The organism is Pseudomonas sp. Leaf434, assembly GCF_001425545.1.
In the GTDB taxonomy this organism is placed as follows: domain Bacteria; phylum Pseudomonadota; class Gammaproteobacteria; order Pseudomonadales; family Pseudomonadaceae; genus Aquipseudomonas; species Aquipseudomonas siliginis.
Window position 1 is genome coordinate 2,271,279 of sequence record NZ_LMQZ01000001.1, and the last position, 18,361, is coordinate 2,289,639.

Here is an 18,361-nt window from a genome sequence, read left to right on the forward strand (position 1 = left end):
CCTAGGCTCGTAGAGATCCGACGTCAACCGATGGCTGCGCCGCGCTACGTGTGCGTCGCCAGCCTGTCTGGAAGGAATTTGCAGATGAAATTCGACACCCCGGCCGGCTCCAATCCGATCGACCAGCTGAAGGTGATCGGCCAACCTGCCGACCGCATCGACGGCAAGCTGAAAACCACCGGCACCGCCCCCTACGCCTACGAGCAAAACGCAGCGGTGCCGGACGCCGCCTACGGCTATATCGTCGGCGCCGGGATCGGCAAGGGGCGCATTGCCTCGATCGATTCGACGCAAGCGCGGGAAGCGTCCGGGGTGATTGCCATCGTCACTTACGAAAACGCCGGGCCATTGGCCAAAGGCGAGTTTTACGTAGCCAGGGCCTTGGCCGGGCCGCAGGTCGATCACTATCACCAGGCCGTGGCGATTGTCGTCGCGGACACCTTTGAACAGGCGCGCGCGGCCGCCGGCTTGCTCGACATCCGCTACGTGGCCGAAGCGGGTTCATTCGATCTGGCGGCTGCGAAAGACTCCGCAACCCCACCGCCACCGGCCGGTTTTGGCCCGCCGCCGCAGACCAGCGTCGGTGACTTCGAAGGCGCCTTCAACGCTGCGCCAGTGCAAATCGATCAGCACTACAGCACGCCTGACCAGGCCCACGCGATGATGGAACCGCACGCAACCATTGCCCGCTGGAGTGGCACGCAGTTGACCTTGTGGACATCGATCCAACAGATCAACTGGGGCGTGCGCGATCTGGCGAAAACCCTCGGCATCGCCAAGGAAGATGTGCGCCTGATCTCGCCGTATATCGGCGGTGGTTTCGGCGGTAAGGGCACGATTCTTTGCGACGCTGTGTTGGCATCCCTGGCCGCTCGACATGCCGGGCGAGCGGTGAAAGTCGCGCTGCCGCGGCCGCTGATGTTCAACAACCTGACCCATCGTCCAGCGACGCTTCAGCGCCTGCGCATCGGTGCCAACCGTGACGGCGTGATCACGGCGATCGGCCACGAGAGCTGGTCGGGCAATTTGCGCGGCGGACGCGCCGAAGCGGCTACCGCGTCAACCCGATTGCTTTACGCCGGGGCCAATCGCATGACCCGTTTGAACCTGGCCGTGCTCGATCTCGCCGAGGGTTCGGCGATGCGCGCGCCGGGCGAGGCACCGGGGATGATGGCGCTGGAAATCGCCATGGATGAACTGGCGGAAAAGCTGCAGATGGATCCGCTGCAGCTGCGCATCCTCAACGACTCGCAGGTCGATCCGGAGCAACCGGCGCGGCCGTTCTCCAAACGGCAGTTGGTGGAATGCCTGAACACTGGGGCCGAACGCTTTGGCTGGCGTCAGCGCAACCCTCAACCCGCTCAGCGCCGTGAGGATGGCTGGCTGATCGGCATCGGGCTGGCCTCGGCGATTCGCGGCGCACCGACCACCGCTTCGGCGGCGCGGGTGCGTCTCGATCGTCAAGGCGTCATCACCGTGGAAACCGACATGACCGACATCGGCACCGGCAGTTACACCATCATCGCCCAGACCGCTGCCGAAATGATGGGCGTGCCGCTGGACCGTGTCGTGGTGCACTTGGGCGATTCGCGGTTTCCGGAATCGTCGGGCTCCGGCGGCCAGTGGGGCGCGGCCTCCTCCACTGCCGGCGTGTATGCCGCGTGTGTGAAACTGCGTGAAGCCGCCGCTCGCGCCGTCGGGTTTGACCCGCAGCAAGCCGAGTTTGTCGACGGGCAGATTCGCGCAGGCTCGCAGCAGGTTGGCTTGGCTCAGGCCGCAGCCAATGGCGAGCTGACGGGCGAGGACCGCATGGAATACGGTGACCTTGCCCAGCGCTTCGCCCAGCAGACCTTCGGCGCGCATTTCGCCGAGGTCGCGGTCAATGCGGCGACCGGCGAAATTCGCCTGCGTCGGCAACTGGCCGTGTGCGCCGCTGGGCGCATCCTCAACCCGAAAACCGCGCGCAGCCAGATCATCGGCGGCATGACCATGGGTGCTGGTGCGGCATTGATGGAGGAGCTGGCGGTGGATCATCGAATCGGCTTTTTCGTCAATCACGATCTGGCCGGATACGAGGTGCCGGTGCATGCCGACATTCCCCGTCAGGAAGTGATCTTTCTCGATGAAGTCGACCCGTATGCAACCCCGTTGAAAGCCAAAGGCGTTGGCGAGCTGGGTATCAGCGGCGCCGCGGCGGCCATCGCCAACGCGATCTATAACGCCTGTGGCGTACGGGTGCGCGATTATCCGATTACGCTGGATAAACTCATCGGCGAGTTGTCCTACCCGGTCTAAGACTCGATCGCGCAGGATATCGCCCATGTACCCCACCACCCCCGATGGCCGCTATTTTGTGGTCAAGCAACAGCTGTGGCGTTGCAGCAATCCAACACTGCCAGCCGCCGAGCGTGAGGCGTTTGTAACCGAACTCATGTCAGCGCGGCGTGCGGTCAAAGAGGCAAAGCGTGCGGAGGATGCACAGGCGTTGAAGTCAGCGAGAGCTCGCGTCAACGACGCCAAAGTCGCGCTGGGTGAACGCGGGCCGGTGTGGTGGGATGACGGCAGCCCGGATTACAACCGATTCAAGGTGAGCAATACACCGTATGCGCAGTGGTTTGCCCAACTGCCTGAAGAGGACAGCAGTTCTGCCTGAGTTTTGAATGATCTCCAATCTCACCAATCAACACAGATCTCCTGTGGGAGCGAGCCTGCTCGCGAATGCATTGGGTCAGTTAAAGAAGATGTTGGATGTGCCGCCGCCATCGCGAGCAGGCTTGCTCCCACAGGGATCTGCGGCGAGGCTCAGACTCGCAACAACTGCCGGGTCATTGCCATCGAAGTTTCCAGCGACTGCCCGGTGCGCTGCAGTTTGTTCAGCAGACTCGCGCCGAGCCAGAGCTGATACAGCGTCTCAGCCAACTTCCGCGCATCGCCCTCGGGCAGGCTTTTGTCATTTTGGCCTTGTTCGATGCATTCGGTGATGCGCGCGACGATGCGTTCGGCGCCGTCGCGCAAGGTCAGGCGCATTGATTCGGACAGGTCGGCGACTTCGGCGCTGAGTTTCACCACCAGGCATTCATCGCCGTGGCCTTCGAGGGTGCAGCGGTTCTGCCAGCCCTGCCAGTAATCCATCAAACGCTCGAACGCAGTCAGCCCAGGCAATGTCAGGCGGCGCTCCATGTCGGCGAGGTAGTCGACGAAGTAATCCTCGAGCAGCGCCTGGCCATACAACTCCTTGGATTTGAAGTAGTGATAGAACGAGCCCTTGGGCACGCCGGCGGTCTGCAGGATCTCATTGAGGCCGACGCTGGTGAAGCCCTTCTCGGCCATCATCCGGTGGCCGGTGTCGAGCAAGTGTTGGCGGGTGTCGTCAAAGGTCGGCTTCATGGTGCGCAAAATTCCAGACAATAGACCAGTCGTATACTTTTCAGGACCGGGAGTTTGCCATAACCGACGGGCAAAAACATTTTCTGAAAAAATTACTAGACGACTGGTCTAATTGGAACCTATGCTGCGCCCCGAGACACAAATTCATGCGGTGCCGACGCTGAGCGAATTCCTCGCCCTGTGCCGATGCCTGACCAAACCAAGGGTGCTCTATGAAAATCTTGATGGTTCTGACTTCCCACGATCAACTCGGCAACACCGGCAAGAAAACCGGCTTCTGGCTGGAAGAGTTCGCCGCGCCCTACTACGCCTTCAAGGACGCCGGCGCCGATGTCACGCTGGTATCGCCTGCCGGCGGCCAGCCGCCGCTCGATCCGAAAAGCGATGAGCCAAGCGCGCAGACTGCCGAAACCGATCGCTTCCGCGCTGATTCGGCCGCGCAACAGGCGTTGGCCAACACGGGTCGCCTGGCTGATGTGAAGGCTGAGGATTTCGATGCCGTGTTCTACCCAGGCGGCCATGGCCCGCTGTGGGATCTGGCCGAAGACAAGGCCTCGATCGCGCTGATCGAAGCCTTCGACCGCGCCAACAAACCTCACGGTTTTGTCTGCCACGCACCCGGCGTGTTGCGTCATGTGGTGCGCGCTGACGGCCAGCCGATCGTCAAAGATCGCGACGTCACCGGTTTCACCAACGCCGAAGAAGCTGCTGTTGGTCTGACTGACGTGGTGCCGTTCCTCATCGAAGACGAATTCCAGCGTCTGGGCGGGCGCTATTCGAAAGTCGCCGATTGGCAGGTGCATGTGGTGGCTGACGGTCAACTGGTCACCGGCCAGAACCCGGCCAGCTCTGCCGCCGTTGCCGAAAAGCTGTTGAAGATGCTCGGCTGAATCCCTCGCTCTACCCCGATCAACGCCGCGTGCGTACCGCCCGGCGTTGTTTTTTTGCCCAGTCACTAGTCGACTGGTCTAATCAGATTCAAGGCTTACTCCATGAAAAACGCTTTCTTCACGCCTGCCAAATTGGGCGCACACACCCTGAAAAACCGCATCGTCCTGCCACCTCTCACCCGCCAGCGCAGCACGCAACCGGGCAATGTCGCCAACGAGTTGATGGCCGAGTATTACCAGCAGCGCGCCGGTGCCGGTTTGCTGGTCACCGAAGGCACGCAGATCGAACCGCGTGGCCAGGGTTATGCGTGGACGCCGGGCATTCACACGCCGGAGCAGATCGCCGGTTGGCGCAAAGTCACAGAGGCGGTGCACGCGGTGGATGGCGTGATCTTCGCCCAGCTCTGGCACGTCGGTCGGGTCTCGCACACGGCGTTGCAGCCTAATGGTGATGCGCCGGTGTCGGCCTCTGCGGTGGCGACGGACCGCGTCAGCGTGTTCATCGAAACCGCGCCTGGTGTCGGTGAACTGGTGCCGCCGTCCGCTCCGCGCGCGCTGAGCACCGATGAAGTGCAGGAACTGATTCAGCTGTACATCCAGGCCGCGCGCAACGCGATGGATGCGGGTTTCGACGGCATCGAACTGCATTGTGCCAACGGTTATCTGGTCAACCAGTTCATCTCCGCCCACAGCAACCTGCGCACCGACAAATACGGCGGCTCGCTGGACAATCGCTTGCGCTTTTTGCGCGAAGTGGTGGCCGGTGTTGCCGAATGCATCGGCAAGGACAAGGTCGGTGTGCGTTTCGCACCGTTGTTCACTACCACCGATGAAGCGCGGACGTACCTGGGCCTGGTCGAGGAAGATCCGCACACAACTTACATTGCCGCGATCAAGATTCTCCAAGACGTCGGCATCGCCTACCTGTCGATCGCCGAAGCCGACTGGGACAACGCGCCAGCGATGCCGCAGACCTTTCGCCAGGCCGTGCGCGACACCTTCAGCGGCGCGATCATTTATGCCGGTCGCTACACCGCCAAAACCGGCGCGCAATTGCTTGAGTCGGGGCTGGCCGATCTCGTTGCGTTTGGCCGACCGTTCATGGCCAACCCGGATCTGCCGGCGCGGATTGCCAATGACTGGCCGTTGAATCAGTTGAATCCGGCGACGGTGTATGGCGGCGGTGCCGAGGGTTATATCGACTATCCGACCTACCCCGCCTAAGAACCCAAAACAAGTTCCTGTGGGAGCGAGCCTGCTCGCGAAGGCGGTGGGTCAGTCAGCACTTGTATTGACTGACAGGACGCTTTCGCGAGCAGGCTCGCTCCCACAATAGGATGTCAGTGGCCGCTAAAACCTATACATAACAAACAATCTGTATAACTATTGGAGTTCGAATCTCTAACCGGACTTAGCTCCATGCCCCCTGCCCACCGTTTGCTCCTGATCCTCGGTGACCAACTGTCTTTCGACCTGGCCTCCCTGCAGCCACTCGATCCCCAGCACGACCTGCTGCTGATGGTCGAGGTCATGGAGGAAGCGACCCACGTCGCCCATCATCCGCAAAAGATCGCTCTGATCTTCAGCGCCATGCGCCACTTTGCCGAGGCGTTGCGCGATAAAGGCTACCGCGTCCAATACGTCCGCCTCGACGACCCGGATAACAGCGGCTCAATCCCCGGCGAATTGCAGCGCTGGCAAACCCTCACTGGTGCCGACGAAATCCACATCACCGAATGCGGCGACTGGCGCCTTGAGCAGTCAATCAAAGATTCGGGCTTGCCCGTGCACTGGCATTCAGACCGCCGTTTCCTCTGCTCCCGCGAAGAGTTCTCCCATTGGGCCAGCGGCAAGAAGCAGCTGCGCATGGAGTTTTTCTACCGCGAGATGCGGCGCAAGAGTCGGCTGCTGCTGAACGGGGACGGTACGCCGGTCGGCGGTGCGTGGAATTTCGATGCGGAGAATCGCAAGGCGCTGCCCAAACACGCCAAACCGCCCTACCCGGCACGTTTCGCCAATGATGCAATCACCCAAGAGGTGCTGGCGTTGGTCGGCGAGCGCTTCGCCAGCCATTACGGCACGCTGGATGACTTCAACTACCCGGTGACCCACGCCGATGCTCAGGCCCTGTGGCAATACTTTCTCGACTATGCGCTGGCCGGCTTCGGTGATTACCAGGACGCCATGGCCAGCGAAGAGCCGTTCCTGTTTCACGCGCGGATCAGCGCGGCGCTGAACATCGGCCTGCTCGATTTGCGTCAGCTGTGCAGCGATGTCGAGGCGGCTTACTGGTCGGGGAGCATAGGTCTCAACGCTGCCGAAGGCTTCATTCGGCAGCTGATCGGCTGGCGCGAATACGTGCGCGGTGTGTACTGGCTGAAGATGCCGGATTACGCCGAGGGCAACGTGTTTGCTAACACGCGTGCGCTGCCGGAGTTCTACTGGACGGGTGAAACGCAGATGAACTGCATGCGCCAGGCCATCGGCCAAAGCCTGCAACATGCCTACGCCCACCACATCCAGCGGCTGATGGTCACCGGCAACTTTGCCTTGCTCGCCGGGATTGCGCCGAAGGAAATCTGTGAGTGGTATCTGGCGATCTACATGGACGCCTTCGACTGGGTCGAACTGCCCAACACCCTTGGCATGGTCATGCATGCCGACGGCGGTTATCTCGGCTCCAAGCCTTACTGTGCCAGCGGCCAGTACATCAATCGGATGTCGGATTACTGCGGCGACTGCGCCTACAAGGTCAAGGAAAGCAGCGCGGACGATGCCTGCCCGTTCAACGCGCTGTACTGGCATTTCCTCATGCGCCACGGCGACATTCTGCGTGGCAATCAGCGCATGGCCATGATGTACAAGAACCTCGACCGCATGCCGCTGGCCAAGCAGGACGCGCTGTGGCAGCGCGGGCAGATGCTGTTGGCGACACTGGATAGCGGCGAAGCTTTCTAGTGCGCCTCAGGCCTGCCCGGCCATCCCGTTGCGCCCCGCCGCTTTGGCGCGGTACAGCGCCTGATCGGCGGTCTGGATCAACGCCGGCAGCGAATCCAGCTGAGCGCCCGTCCCTACCGCCATGCCGATACTCACCGTGATCCGAGCAAACGGACTGCCCGGGTGGGCGATGTTCGCCTGCTGCAAACGCTCAAGCATCAGTTGCGCCACCACCGTCGCACCGGCGCTGTCGGTGGCCGGCATGATCACCGCCATTTCCTCGCCACCGTAGCGCGCGACCAGATCCGAGGGGCGTCGCACGCAGCCTTCAAGAATCTTGCTGACCGCTTGCAGGCAGGCATCGCCGGCGACGTGGCCCAAGGCATCGTTGAACAATTTGAAGTGGTCGATATCGATCATCAGCAAGGCCAGCGAAGTCCCGTCACGCTGCGCGCGCCGCGCTTCCACCGTCAGGGTTTCATCGAAACAGCGGCGGTTGGCCAGGCCGGTCAGCGCGTCCTTCAGCGCCAGTAATTCCAGCTGGCGATTGGACGCGAGCAATTGCTGCTGGGCATCGCGCAAGGCTTCTTCGGCCTCGGTGCGGCGGCGCATATCAAGGATCAGGAACCAGCCGATCAACCCGGTCAGCCCTAGCAGCCCGATCACCACCACCGCCGAAAGCGCCGCTTCGATGCGCCACGCCGCCAGCGCTTCGTCCTTGCCCAGGGCCACGGTGGTGATCAGCGGCAGCGTTTCGCTTTTGCGGAACGCGTACAGCCGCTCGACACCGTCGAGGCTGGAGGTGTAGGAGGCAGTGCCGACCGAGCGGTCAACGAGGTATTTGGCGTAGATCGGCGATTTGGAGAAGTTGCGGCCCATGTCCTGCTCGCGGAACGGATAGCGGACCAGCAGCGTGCCATCGGTGTACGACAGGCCTATCGCGCCGTCCTGGCCAACGTCGAGTTTGCCGAACACTCGCAGAAAGTTTTCCACCCCCAGCGTCACTGCTACAACGCCAGCGAACTGGCCACCGGCGTCATTGAAGCGCCGACTGATGGTCACCACCCATTCATGATTGGCACGGCTCTGGATCGGCGGGCCAATGAACGGCTCGCGGCTCGGGCTGTCACGGTGATGTATGAAATAGGCGCGGTCGCTGCTGTTGGCGCCCTCCGGAATCGGCCGGTTGGAGGACATCAGCCAATGCCCGTTCCGGTCATAGATGATGATGCCGCTGAGCTGGGGCATCAGCGGCTGCTGACGGTCGATCAGGCTCTGGATGCGCTGAATCTGCGCCGGGCCGTTGCCCTCGGTTTCCAGGCGCTCGACCAACCCGAGCAAAAGCAGCGAGCTTTGCCGGACAATGCCTTCGGTGTAGGTGTTGAGCGCCTGGGTCAGGTTCAGGCCATGCACATCGACCTCGGCCAGCGCACGCTCGCGCGAAGACCAGACTTTCCAGATCGTCAGCGAAGTCAGGGAACAGCCAATCACCAGCAGCAGGAGCATTACAAGGCGAGTATCACGCTTCACGTCAGTACCTTAAGGAAGTCCGGGATCCATTCCAGCCATCATTCGAACGTCGGCACTCACGGCGGCCACGTGTTCCGGGGCGCAAGCATACAAGCAGTGTGCAGCGGCTGCAGCAACAGAGTGTGCAGCGCTAAGCGGCAGGTGCGGCGGGTTTGAGGATTTCCACGAGAAAATCGATGAACACGTTGATCCGGCTCGATCCACGGTGGTTGGGCAGGTACAGCGCGTTGATGCAACTGCTGGCACTGCCGGGATTGACCTCGTAGTGCTCAAGCAAGCGCGTCAGGCGCCCGGCGGCGACGTCGTCGCGCACCAGCCAGTCGGCCAGCAGCGCCACCCCGCCACCGCCAATTGCCGCTTCGCGCAAGATGTCGGCGTTGTTGCTTTGCAGGCGGCCCGCAACGTTGAGCTGAATCGGCTCTTCGTCGCCCTGAAAGGTCCAGTGATGATGGCTGCCGCCGTAATCGAAACGCAGGCATTGGTGCTCTAGCAGATCCCGCGGATGTTCGAGCACGGCGCTGCGCGCCAGATAATCCGGGCTGGCGACAATCCAACGCTGAAACTGCCCGACGCGTTTGCTGACGATGTCTTCGCTGACCACCGTCGAGCCGAGCCGCACTGAAACGTCGATCTGCTCGCTGAGCAAATCGCTGACCTGATCGCTCAACGACAGGCTGATCTCCAGCCCGGGATGGCGTTCGAGCAAGCGGCTCAGGTGCGGCGCGATCAGCCGGCGGCCAAACTCCACCGGCACACTGATGCGCAAGCGGCCTTGGGCATCACTGCCACGATCAGCGACCACCGCATCGGCTTCGTCGATGGCATCGAGAATCGCCACGGCCTTCTCGAAATAGGTTTGACCGGCGACGGTCACGCTGGTGTTGCGCGTGGTGCGATTGAGCAGGCTGGCGCCCAACTCGTTCTCCAGCCCCGCCACTTGCCGTGTCACCGAAGACGTCGAAATCCCAAGCTTGCGCGCCGCCGAGGAATAGCCCCCGCAGCGCACGGTTTCAACAAACATCTTCAATGCCAGCAACTTGTCCATAAGCGGGATCCGGTGGTGAGGGAACGCCGCTGATTGTGCATCAGTGCTCGCCACACGTCTTGTATCGTCGTGCTTGCCGGGCCTCATCGCGACCTCAGCCATCAGCCTTGCGGCTCAGGAACAACGCCAGCGCCAACGCCGGCAACACCGCTACGGCGACGGCCGAGAGGTTCCAGCCGAAGTGTTCGTACAGCGGGCTGGCGACCAGTGAACCGAGGGCGCCGCCGACGAAGATGCTGGTCATGTAAACCGCATTCAGGCGTGCACGGCTGTGCGGGTCGAGGGCGTAGACCTCACGCTGGCCGAGGACCATGTTCAGTTGCACGGCAAAATCCAGCAGCACCGCACACACCACCAGCCACACATAACCACTGCCCGGCAACGCGGCGATCAACAGCGACAGCGGCGCCAACAGCAACGCCACCAAGGTACCGCGACGACCGTGCCCGGCATCGGCCAGACGCCCGGCAATCGGCGCGGCAATCGCACCCACCGCGCCGACCAACGCAAAGATCGCCACCTGCGCCTGGCTGAAACCGTGGTGACGCATCAGCTCAATTGGCGCGAGAGTCCAGAACAGGCTGAAACTGGCGAACAGCAAACCCTGATACAGCGAACGCTGGCGCAACACAGGAAAGCGCCGGGCCAGAGCAAACACCGAACCGATCAACGCGACATAGGTGGCTTTGTGCGTCGGCACCCGGCGCGGCAGTGCCACAGCGGTAATCAGCGCGATCACCGCCATCAGTGCCGCCGCGCTGTAAAACACCCCGCGCCAGCCGAACACTTCGACCAACAGGCTCGACAGCGGCCGCGACAGCAGAATCCCCAAGAGCAGGCCGCTCATGATATTGCCGACGACGCGCCCCCGGCTGGCTTCCGGCGCCAAATGCGCAGCCAACGGCACGAGAATCTGCACCGCTACCGAGGTCAGGCCGATCAGCAAAGAGAGCAGCAGGAACAGCGACGGCGAATGGGTCAGGCCAGCGCACAGCAACGTCACGCTGGCAGCGAGGGTGAAACCGACTACCAGACGACGGTTCTCCATCAGGTCAGCCAGCGGCACCAGCAGCAACAAGCCCATCGCGTAACCGAACTGCGTCAGCGACACGATCAGGCTGGCATTGGCGCTGGAGAGGCCGATCTGCGGCGCGATCAGTTCGACGATGGGCTGCGCGTAATACAGGTTGGCGACGACCGCGCCGCAGCAAAATGCCAGAAACGCGACCATCAGGCCGGAGAGTGAAGCAGGCTGTTCGGCCGGGGCCGCAACGGCAGGGTTGCCCGTAAGCATGGTGACACCTCGTTGAGTTCGGGAAAGTTGTGCCAAGGCTACGGTGAGCCGGCGGGGGCGAGAATCCGTGCCACTGGCAACGCACTGATGCGTGGCGCGCAACGTTGCTTGTGGCGCAACGCGCTGTTGCGCGGGCCGGTGATTCTCCGCTGCAAGGGTCTTCTCTACGCTTTGGCCCTGGCGCAGACGTCCGCATCGGCGCCCTTCCCCCGGCTGCTACAAGGAGCGTTTCCATGACCCGCACTGCACTCGTCCTGCCACTGTCCGCCGCGTTTTCCTGCCGATCATGAACAGCCCTCTACTCAAATCCAGAACCCTGTGGATCAGCGTGGCCGTGCTCGCGCTGATCGGCCTGATCGTCGCCGTCGCGCTGATGTGGCGCCCGGCGATCGCGCCAATCAAACGCCCCACGTCATTCGATACTGCGCAGTTGCAACGAGGCGCACGGGTGGTCGAGGCCGGCGACTGCGCGGTGTGTCACACCCGCCCCGGCGGCGAATACCTGGCCGGCGGGCTGCCGCTGGTGACGCCGTTCGGCACGCTATACAGCACCAACATCACCCCGGATGCGCAGACCGGCATCGGCGAGTGGTCATTGCCGGCCTTCGAGCGGGCGATGCGCGAAGGCATTGCCCGCGACGGCCACTTTCTCTACCCGGCCTTTCCTTACGTGCACTACCGGCGCATGAGCTCCGAAGACATCGCCGACGCCTATGCCTACTTGATGAGCGGCCCCGCCGTACACGCCCCGGCGCGGCAGAACCAGATGAACTTCCCGATGAACATCCGCCCGCTGGTGTCGTTCTGGAACCTGCTGTTTCTGCATGGCGAGCCGCTCACGCCGCAGGCCGAACACAGCGCGGCATGGAATCGCGGACGCTATCTGGTCGACGGCCCGGGCCACTGCGCCGGCTGCCATTCGCCGCTGAACCTGATTGGCGCGGAGAAATCCTCGGAGTATCTGCAGGGCGGCAGCGTCGATGGCTGGGAAGCGCCGGCCCTGGTCGGCCTCGGCCAACGCGCCAATCCATGGAATCGCGAGCAATTGGTCGGCTACCTGCGCGCCGATGTCGTCGATGGCCACGGCACACCCGCCGGCCCAATGCGTCCGGTCAGCCTGAGTCTGGCGCGCTTGCCGGCCAGTGAGGCCGAGGCGATTGCCGACTACCTGCTGAGCCTGCAAAGCCCGCACGCGGTGACCGAAATCACTGCGCAAAAGCCGCCGAGCAGTCCAGCGGATCACAGCAGCGGCGCCCTGCTCTTCAGCAGCGCCTGTGCCGGATGTCACGCACCCGCCGCGCCGATGCGGGAAATCGACGGCCGCCCCGGCCTGCAAAGCACTTCGGCGCTGCAAGCGGCCAGCCCGCGCAACTTTCTCAAGACCGTGCTTGAAGGCGTGCCCGCCATTCCCGGCGCGCCCGGCCCGGTGATGCCGCCGTTCGCCGCCAGCCTCGACAACGCCCAGCTCGGCGCCCTCGCCGCGTATCTGCGCGAGCAAGCCAGACCCGAGCAGCCATGGGCCGACCTCTCTTCCACTATTGAAGCGTTACGTCAGGAGACGAAATGAGCCAGATCACTCTCACCGTCAATGGAGCCGCCCAAGCGCTGAAGCTGGAGCCGGACATGCCGCTGCTGTATGCGCTGCGCAACCACTTGAACCTCAACGGCGCCAAGTACGGCTGTGGCCTGGGCCAGTGCGGCGCGTGCACGGTGATCGTCGACGACCAGCCGGTGTTCGCCTGCCTGACACCGTGCGCAGGCCTTGAAGGAAAAAAGATCCGCACCGTCGAAAGCCTCGGCAGCGCAGAAAAACCCGGCCCGTTGCAAACGGCATTCATCGACAAGCAAGCGGCGCAATGCGGTTACTGCATCGCCGGCATGCTGATGCGCGCGCAGGCGTTGCTCGAACGTGATCCGCACCCGGACGAACAAACCATCCGCGAGCACATGGCCGGCAATCTGTGCCGTTGCGGCACGCACTTGCGCATCATCGAGGCGATCAAGCAGGTGGCCGGGCACAACGGGAGCCGGACATGAGCGAAGCTAACGGCTTGAACCCCAGCCGCCGGGCCTTCCTGCGTGGCGGCGCACTACTGATGGCCTTCACCCTGATGCCGGTAGCGCGGCGTGTCTTGGCCGACACCGAAGTCGACACCCTCGGCACCGTAGTGCTGGCCCCCGATCTGCCCGGCAGCCTGCGCACCAACCCTTACCTGGACGCGTGGATTCGCATCGGCGCCGACGGCATCACCGTGTACACCGGCAAAGTCGAACTGGGCACGGGAGTGAAAACCGCGTTGCTGCAAATCGCCGCCGAGCGTTTGCAGGTGCCGGCCAGCGCCGTCAATTTGCTCACCGCCGACACCGCACTGACGCCCAACGAAGGCTACACCGCCGGCAGCCACAGCATTTTCGACAGCGGCACCGCGCTGTACAACGCCGCCGCGCAGGTGCGGGAAATGCTCGTCGACGCCGCCGCGCGCAGTTGGCAAGTCGATGCTGCGCAACTGAGCACTCGCGACGGCATCATCCAAGGCCCCAGCGGGCAACGCATGGCTTATGCCGAAGCAGTCAAGCATGTCGATGTGCACCAATACGCCAAGGCACAATCACCAGCGATGGCGGCGGCCGACTTCAAACTGATCGGGCACAACCTGCCGCGCCTGGACATCCCGGCCAAGGTCAGCGGCGGCGCGGCATTCGTCCAGGACATGCGCCTGCCGGGCATGCTGCACGCGCGTGTCATCCGCCCGCCGCGTCCCGGCTGCACGCTTCAGGCGTTCGATGCCGCGTCCATCGAGGCGTTGAACGGCGTGGTCAAAGTGATTCGCGACGGCAACTATCTGGCCGTGGTCGCCGGTGATGAGTGGCAAGCGATCAAGGCCATGCGCGCCGGCATGGAAAGTGCCAAGTGGAGCGGCGGCGAGGCGATTCCCGAAGCCGCCGGGATTCACGATTTGCTCAAGCAGCTGCCCTCCAAGCGCTACCCGATCAGCAACAACGGCAATCCCGGCGGCGCGACCGAAACGCGCTTCAAGGCGCGGGTGACCAAGCAGTACTTGATGCACGGTTCGATCGGCCCGTCCTGTGCGGTGGCCTGGTTCAACGACGGCGTGCTCACGGTGTGGACCCACACCCAGGGTGTCTATCCACTGCGCGCCGGTATCGCCGAGATGCTGCGGCTGCCGCCGGAACGTGTGCGCTGTATTCATACCGAAGGCTCGGGTTGCTACGGCCACAACGGCGCCGATGATGCCGCCGCCGATGCTGCGCTGATCGCGATGCGCCTGCCGGGCACGCCGGTGCGCGTGCAATGGATGCGCGAGCAGGAAAATCTCTGGGAGCCGTACAGTTCGGCGATGGTCACCGAAGTCGATGCCGGCATCAGTCAGGGCCGTTTGCAGGACTGGAACTACGAGCTGTGGACCACGCCGCACAACGAACGCATCGTCAATGCCGGTCGCCTGCTGCCGGCACGCCTGCTGGCGAACCCCTTCGCTTCGGCGCCGTCGGTACCGATTGCCCAGCCCGAAGGTGACGGCGATCGCAACGCGGTGCCGCTGTATGAACTGGGCGCGACGCGGATCAACATGAACTTCGTCACCACCATGCCGTTCCGCACTTCGGCCATGCGCTCGCTCGGTGCGCACATCAACATCTTCGCCATTGAGGCGGGTATCGATGAGTTGGCGATCAAGGCCGGGCTCGATCCGGTGGCATTGCGTCTGGCGCATCTACGCGACCCGCGTGCCCGGGCTGTGATTGAGCGCGTGCGTGATGAAATCGGCTGGCCCCACAAGAGCAACGAGCCCGGCGCGGGGATCGGTTTTGCCTTCGCCCGCTACAAGAACATCATGGGTTACTGCGCCCTCGCGGTGAAACTGCGGGTGCATCCGCAGACTGGCGAAATCCGCATCGATCATGTGGTGACAGCGGTCGACGTCGGCCAGATCGTCAGCCCCGATGGCCTGCGCAATCAGGTCGAGGGCGGCATTGTCCAGTCGGCGAGCTGGACGCTCTACGAACAAGTCGCCTACGACGCGGGCGGCATTCGCAGCTACGACTGGAGCGGTTATCCGATTCTGCGTTTCACCCAATTGCCAAAAAAAGTCGACGTGCATTTGCTCGATCAACCGGGCGAACCCTTCCTCGGTGCTGCCGAAATCGTCCAAGGGCCGATGGCTGCTGCGCTCGGCAACGCGGTCAGCAATGCCACCGGCCGGCGCTGGCTGAATCTGCCGCTGACTCGCTCGACCCAACCCGCCTGAACCACGCCCGCGCCCGTCATGGATGGGCGCGGGTTGCCGTTGCGTTGCGCGCAAAACTGCGTAGCGCCGGCCACGGATTATCAGCCCCGCCACCCCCGGTTAAGTTAAGTGCACAGCGCGCGGCAGCTGGCTGCCGCGCTTGAACCCTACTCATCAAAATCCGGAGCTACCCATGACCCGTCGCCTGTTCCAACCGATCGCCCTTGGCCCTTACACCCTTGCCCACCGCGTAGCGATGGCGCCCCTGACGCGCTCGCGCGCCGGCCAACCGGGCGATGTGCCGACCGCGATGAACGCCGAGTACTACCGCCAACGCGCCAGTGCCGCGCTGATCATCACCGAGGCCACGCAGATCTCCCAACAGGGCCAGGGCTATGCGTGGACGCCGGGGATCTACACCGATGCGCAAGTCCAGGCGTGGCGCGAAGTCAGCACGGCGGTGCACGCAGCGAACGGTCTGATCTTCATGCAGCTGTGGCACGTCGGCCGGGTCTCGCACCCCAGCTTTCAGCCGGACGCCGGCTTGCCGGTGGCGCCAAGCGCCCTGCCAGTGCCCGGCAAGACCTTTATCGTCGATGAACAAGGCAACGGCGTATGGGGCGATGTACCGGTGCCGCGCGCCCTCGAAACTGCGGAAATTGCCGACATCGTCGAAGACTATCGCCGCGCTGCGCGTAACGCGTTGAACGCTGGCATGGACGGCGTGGAAATCCATGCCGGCAACGGTTATCTGCTCGACCAGTTCCTCAACAGCAACAGCAACCAGCGCGACGACGCCTATGGCGGCAGCGTAGAAAACCGCGCGCGCTTCCTGCTCGAAGTGGTCGCCGCCGTGGCTGATGAAGTCGGTGCCGAGCGCGTCGGCGTACGACTGACGCCGATGGGTCGCTTCATGGGCATGGGCGATGACACGCCCGAAGCGACCTTCGGTTATCTGGTCGAAGCGCTCAACCAGTGGAATCTGGCCTACCTGCACCTGGTCGAGCCGGCCATGGTCGGCACGGTCAAGGACGAAAACTTTGATCCGCGGTGGGACGCGATCATTGCCCAGTTGCGCCAGACCTGGAACGGCGTGCTGATCCTCGCTGGCGGTTACGACGCCGAGTCCGCCGAACAGGCGCTGAACGCCGATCGCGCCGACATCATTGCCTTTGGCCGGCCATTTTTGGCCAACCCGGATCTGCCCCGTCGGTTGCACGATGGCCTTGAGCTGAACACACCGGATCCGAGCAGTTTCTTCGGCGGCGATCAGCGTGGTTATGTCGATTATCCGTTTCACGCTTGAGTTTCTAAGGCGAAGTGCTGGCGTTCGGCTTTGGTATCGCGCCGGATTCACCCCTCACCCCAGCCCTCTCCCCAGGGAGAGGGAGCTGATCTATGGAGCATTCAGAGCCGGAGTTCGACCCGATATCAGCGCCTGGCGTAAATCGCCCAAACAACTCGGTCAGTCCCCTCTGGGAGAGGGTTAGGGTCAGGGCGCCTCGATGACTGGCAACGACGCCGTCATCGAAGCGTGACACACCGTCAGAATCTCATCGGCCAGCGCCGAGTCATCCGGACAGGCCCGCGATAGCATGATCGCCCCGACCGCGCGGGCCAGCAGATCGATCATCCGGGTTCGGCCCTCACCTTGCGGTGCATCCGCTGCCGTCGGGTATTTCTCGCCGAGCGTCTGCAGCGTGCGCTCGATGCCTTCAGCGAACGCCGCTTTGACATCCCCGGACTGCCGCGCCGCATCGCCGCACAACGCCGCCATGGTGCAACCGGTGGAGCGGCCATCGCGATGGTCGCGGGACACGTACACGTCGATGAAATCCTGCACGCTCATGCTTTCGGCGGCGGCCGTGGACTGCGCCAGGCTATTGGCCGAGGCTTCGGCCATCAGGTCGGCCTTGGAGCCGAAGTGTTTGTAGAAACCGCCGTGAGTAAAACCGGCGGCCGCCATCAGGTCAGCCACGCCGACCCCGTCATAACCGCGTTCGCGGAACATCACTGATGCCGTTTCGACAATGTGCTCGCGATTGGCCTGAGCCTGAGCTTTGGATACGCGCATGTTGAATCCTCCAGCGCTGAAAAATCATGGCTCGATGATACATAGATGTTAGCCATAATCAAAACCGTTGACAGTTTAGATTTGGATCATCATCCTAAAGGCCCGCAATCAGTCTTCACCTGAAAAAGAGCCAACACCATGACTACTCGCCCTGCTGTTCTGATCACTGGCGCCTCCACCGGCATAGGCGCGGTCTACGCCGCACGTTTCGCCCAACGCGGGCACGATCTGCTGCTGGTCGCCCGTGACCAGGCGCGCCTGGACACCCTCGCCGCCGGTTTGCGCGCTGAGCACAACGTCAATGTCGAAGTGCTACAGGCCGACCTGACGCAACTGAGCGACCTGCAAACCGTCGAGGCGCGTCTGCGTGACGACTCGCGCATCGGTATCCTCGTCAACAATGCCGGCGCCGCGCAGTCCGGTACCTTCATCGAGCAGAGCACCGACAGCGTGGCGCAACTGGTCGCGCTCAACACCACCGCGTTGGTGCGTTTGGCCAGTGCGATCGCGCCGCGTCTGGCCAAGGCCGGCGACGGCGCGATCATCAACATCGGCTCGGTGGTGGGCCTGGCGCCGGAGTTCGGCATGTCGGTGTATGGCGCGACCAAGGCGTTCGTGCTGTTCCTCTCTCAAGGCCTGAGCCTGGAACTGTCGCCACAAGGCGTGTATGTGCAAGCGGTCCTGCCCGCCGCCACCCGCACGGAAATCTGGGACCGCGCCGGTATCGACATCAACACCCTCACCGACATCATGGAAGTCGGCGACATGGTCGATGCAGCGCTGGTCGGCTTCGACCGTCGCGAAGTCGTGACCATCCCGCCGCTGCACGAGGGCGAGCGCTGGGATGCCCTGCAAACCGCGCGGCAAGGCCTGTTGGGGCAGATCCGCCAGTCGGCTGTTGCGCAACGTTATCTGACACAGGCCTGACCTCATTCAAACCCGCCGCTATGCCGGCGG

The 18,361-nt window shown here is 63.2% G+C and carries 15 protein-coding genes; 10 read left to right on the plus strand and 5 right to left on the minus strand.

Going from position 1 to position 18,361, the window contains the following annotated elements; genetic code table 11:
* Nucleotides 1-84: 84 nt before the first annotated feature.
* Both paoC and ASG55_RS10185 read left to right on the plus strand, forming a co-directional pair.
* Complete coding sequence (paoC, locus tag ASG55_RS10180) at nt 85-2,295, plus strand: aldehyde oxidoreductase molybdenum-binding subunit PaoC (protein ID WP_056786117.1); 2,211 nt, start codon at nt 85-87, stop codon at nt 2,293-2,295.
* Nucleotides 2,296-2,320: 25 nt separating this feature from the next.
* Nucleotides 2,321-2,653, plus strand: a complete 333-nt coding sequence (locus tag ASG55_RS10185; RefSeq protein ID WP_056786120.1) for a hypothetical protein — start codon at nt 2,321-2,323, stop codon at nt 2,651-2,653.
* A 149-nt stretch (nt 2,654-2,802) separates the two neighbouring features.
* Here ASG55_RS10185 and ASG55_RS10190 read toward each other — a convergent pair whose 3' ends face one another.
* Nucleotides 2,803-3,387, minus strand: coding sequence for a TetR/AcrR family transcriptional regulator (locus ASG55_RS10190; RefSeq protein ID WP_056786121.1), 585 nt, complete (start codon nt 3,385-3,387; stop codon nt 2,803-2,805).
* 212 nt (nt 3,388-3,599) lie between these two features.
* On the opposite strand from ASG55_RS10190, the gene ASG55_RS10195 reads away from it, so the two are divergent.
* From ASG55_RS10195 to ASG55_RS10205, 3 genes are all read left to right on the plus strand, one after another.
* The gene (locus tag ASG55_RS10195) at nt 3,600-4,277 is read left to right on the plus strand and encodes a type 1 glutamine amidotransferase domain-containing protein (protein WP_056786124.1); all 678 of its coding nucleotides are present in this window, start codon (nt 3,600-3,602) and stop codon (nt 4,275-4,277) included.
* 102 nt (nt 4,278-4,379) lie between these two features.
* Nucleotides 4,380-5,501: an alkene reductase gene (locus ASG55_RS10200; protein WP_056786126.1), complete on the plus strand. Its 1,122-nt coding sequence runs from the start codon at nt 4,380-4,382 to the stop codon at nt 5,499-5,501.
* Nucleotides 5,502-5,696: 195 nt separating this feature from the next.
* Nucleotides 5,697-7,235 (plus strand): cryptochrome/photolyase family protein, encoded by a 1,539-nt coding sequence (locus ASG55_RS10205; protein WP_056786129.1) that lies wholly within the window; start codon nt 5,697-5,699, stop codon nt 7,233-7,235.
* A gap of 6 nt (nt 7,236-7,241) precedes the next feature.
* Here the strand turns inward: ASG55_RS10205 and ASG55_RS10210 are convergent, their stop codons facing one another.
* From ASG55_RS10210 to ASG55_RS10220, 3 genes are all read right to left on the minus strand, one after another.
* Complete coding sequence (locus ASG55_RS10210; RefSeq protein ID WP_056786132.1) at nt 7,242-8,744, minus strand: sensor domain-containing diguanylate cyclase; 1,503 nt, start codon at nt 8,742-8,744, stop codon at nt 7,242-7,244.
* 130 nt (nt 8,745-8,874) lie between these two features.
* Nucleotides 8,875-9,789 carry a LysR family transcriptional regulator gene (locus ASG55_RS10215; protein WP_056786138.1) on the minus strand — a complete coding sequence of 305 codons (915 nt, stop codon included), beginning with the start codon at nt 9,787-9,789 and terminating at the stop codon, nt 8,875-8,877.
* Between the two features lie 94 nt (nt 9,790-9,883).
* Nucleotides 9,884-11,083 (minus strand): MFS transporter, encoded by a 1,200-nt coding sequence (locus tag ASG55_RS10220; protein ID WP_056786144.1) that lies wholly within the window; start codon nt 11,081-11,083, stop codon nt 9,884-9,886.
* 286 nt (nt 11,084-11,369) lie between these two features.
* Between ASG55_RS10220 and ASG55_RS10225 the strand changes: the two genes are divergently transcribed.
* The 4 genes from ASG55_RS10225 (at nt 11,370) to ASG55_RS10240 (ending at nt 16,636) form a co-directional block, all read left to right on the plus strand.
* The gene (locus ASG55_RS10225) at nt 11,370-12,650 is read left to right on the plus strand and encodes a c-type cytochrome (RefSeq protein ID WP_056786146.1); all 1,281 of its coding nucleotides are present in this window, start codon (nt 11,370-11,372) and stop codon (nt 12,648-12,650) included.
* On the plus strand, nt 12,647-13,120 hold the full coding sequence (locus ASG55_RS10230) for a (2Fe-2S)-binding protein (protein WP_056786149.1): 474 nt from the start codon (nt 12,647-12,649) through the stop codon (nt 13,118-13,120). Before ASG55_RS10225 ends, ASG55_RS10230 begins: the two co-directional genes overlap by 4 nt.
* Nucleotides 13,117-15,351 (plus strand): xanthine dehydrogenase family protein molybdopterin-binding subunit, encoded by a 2,235-nt coding sequence (locus ASG55_RS10235; RefSeq protein ID WP_056786151.1) that lies wholly within the window; start codon nt 13,117-13,119, stop codon nt 15,349-15,351. Before ASG55_RS10230 ends, ASG55_RS10235 begins: the two co-directional genes overlap by 4 nt.
* 172 nt (nt 15,352-15,523) lie before the next feature.
* Nucleotides 15,524-16,636, plus strand: a complete 1,113-nt coding sequence (locus tag ASG55_RS10240) for an alkene reductase (protein ID WP_056786154.1) — start codon at nt 15,524-15,526, stop codon at nt 16,634-16,636.
* Nucleotides 16,637-16,822: 186 nt separating this feature from the next.
* Here the strand turns inward: ASG55_RS10240 and ASG55_RS10245 are convergent, their stop codons facing one another.
* Nucleotides 16,823-17,404, minus strand: coding sequence for a TetR/AcrR family transcriptional regulator (locus tag ASG55_RS10245; protein ID WP_056786157.1), 582 nt, complete (start codon nt 17,402-17,404; stop codon nt 16,823-16,825).
* A gap of 138 nt (nt 17,405-17,542) precedes the next feature.
* Between ASG55_RS10245 and ASG55_RS10250 the strand changes: the two genes are divergently transcribed.
* Nucleotides 17,543-18,331: an SDR family NAD(P)-dependent oxidoreductase gene (locus ASG55_RS10250; protein ID WP_056786160.1), complete on the plus strand. Its 789-nt coding sequence runs from the start codon at nt 17,543-17,545 to the stop codon at nt 18,329-18,331.
* Nucleotides 18,332-18,361 lie beyond the last annotated feature (30 nt).

Bases quoted from the DNA above. Each gene is read 5' to 3' on its own strand.
- ASG55_RS10220 (WP_056786144.1), bottom strand. From the start codon at position 11,083: ATGCTTACGGGCAACCCTGCCGTTGCGGCCCCGGCCGAACAGCCTGCT.
- ASG55_RS10245 (WP_056786157.1), bottom strand. From the start codon at position 17,404: ATGCGCGTATCCAAAGCTCAGGCTCAGGCCAATCGCGAGCACATTGTC.
- ASG55_RS10235 (WP_056786151.1), top strand. From the start codon at position 13,117: ATGAGCGAAGCTAACGGCTTGAACCCCAGCCGCCGGGCCTTCCTGCGT.
- ASG55_RS10200 (WP_056786126.1), top strand. From the start codon at position 4,380: ATGAAAAACGCTTTCTTCACGCCTGCCAAATTGGGCGCACACACCCTG.
- ASG55_RS10195 (WP_056786124.1), top strand. From the start codon at position 3,600: ATGAAAATCTTGATGGTTCTGACTTCCCACGATCAACTCGGCAACACC.
- ASG55_RS10185 (WP_056786120.1), top strand. From the start codon at position 2,321: ATGTACCCCACCACCCCCGATGGCCGCTATTTTGTGGTCAAGCAACAG.
- ASG55_RS10230 (WP_056786149.1), top strand. From the start codon at position 12,647: ATGAGCCAGATCACTCTCACCGTCAATGGAGCCGCCCAAGCGCTGAAG.
- ASG55_RS10250 (WP_056786160.1), top strand. From the start codon at position 17,543: ATGACTACTCGCCCTGCTGTTCTGATCACTGGCGCCTCCACCGGCATA.
- ASG55_RS10215 (WP_056786138.1), bottom strand. From the start codon at position 9,789: ATGGACAAGTTGCTGGCATTGAAGATGTTTGTTGAAACCGTGCGCTGC.
- ASG55_RS10225 (WP_056786146.1), top strand. From the start codon at position 11,370: ATGAACAGCCCTCTACTCAAATCCAGAACCCTGTGGATCAGCGTGGCC.
- ASG55_RS10205 (WP_056786129.1), top strand. From the start codon at position 5,697: ATGCCCCCTGCCCACCGTTTGCTCCTGATCCTCGGTGACCAACTGTCT.
- ASG55_RS10190 (WP_056786121.1), bottom strand. From the start codon at position 3,387: ATGAAGCCGACCTTTGACGACACCCGCCAACACTTGCTCGACACCGGC.
- ASG55_RS10240 (WP_056786154.1), top strand. From the start codon at position 15,524: ATGACCCGTCGCCTGTTCCAACCGATCGCCCTTGGCCCTTACACCCTT.
- paoC (WP_056786117.1), top strand. From the start codon at position 85: ATGAAATTCGACACCCCGGCCGGCTCCAATCCGATCGACCAGCTGAAG.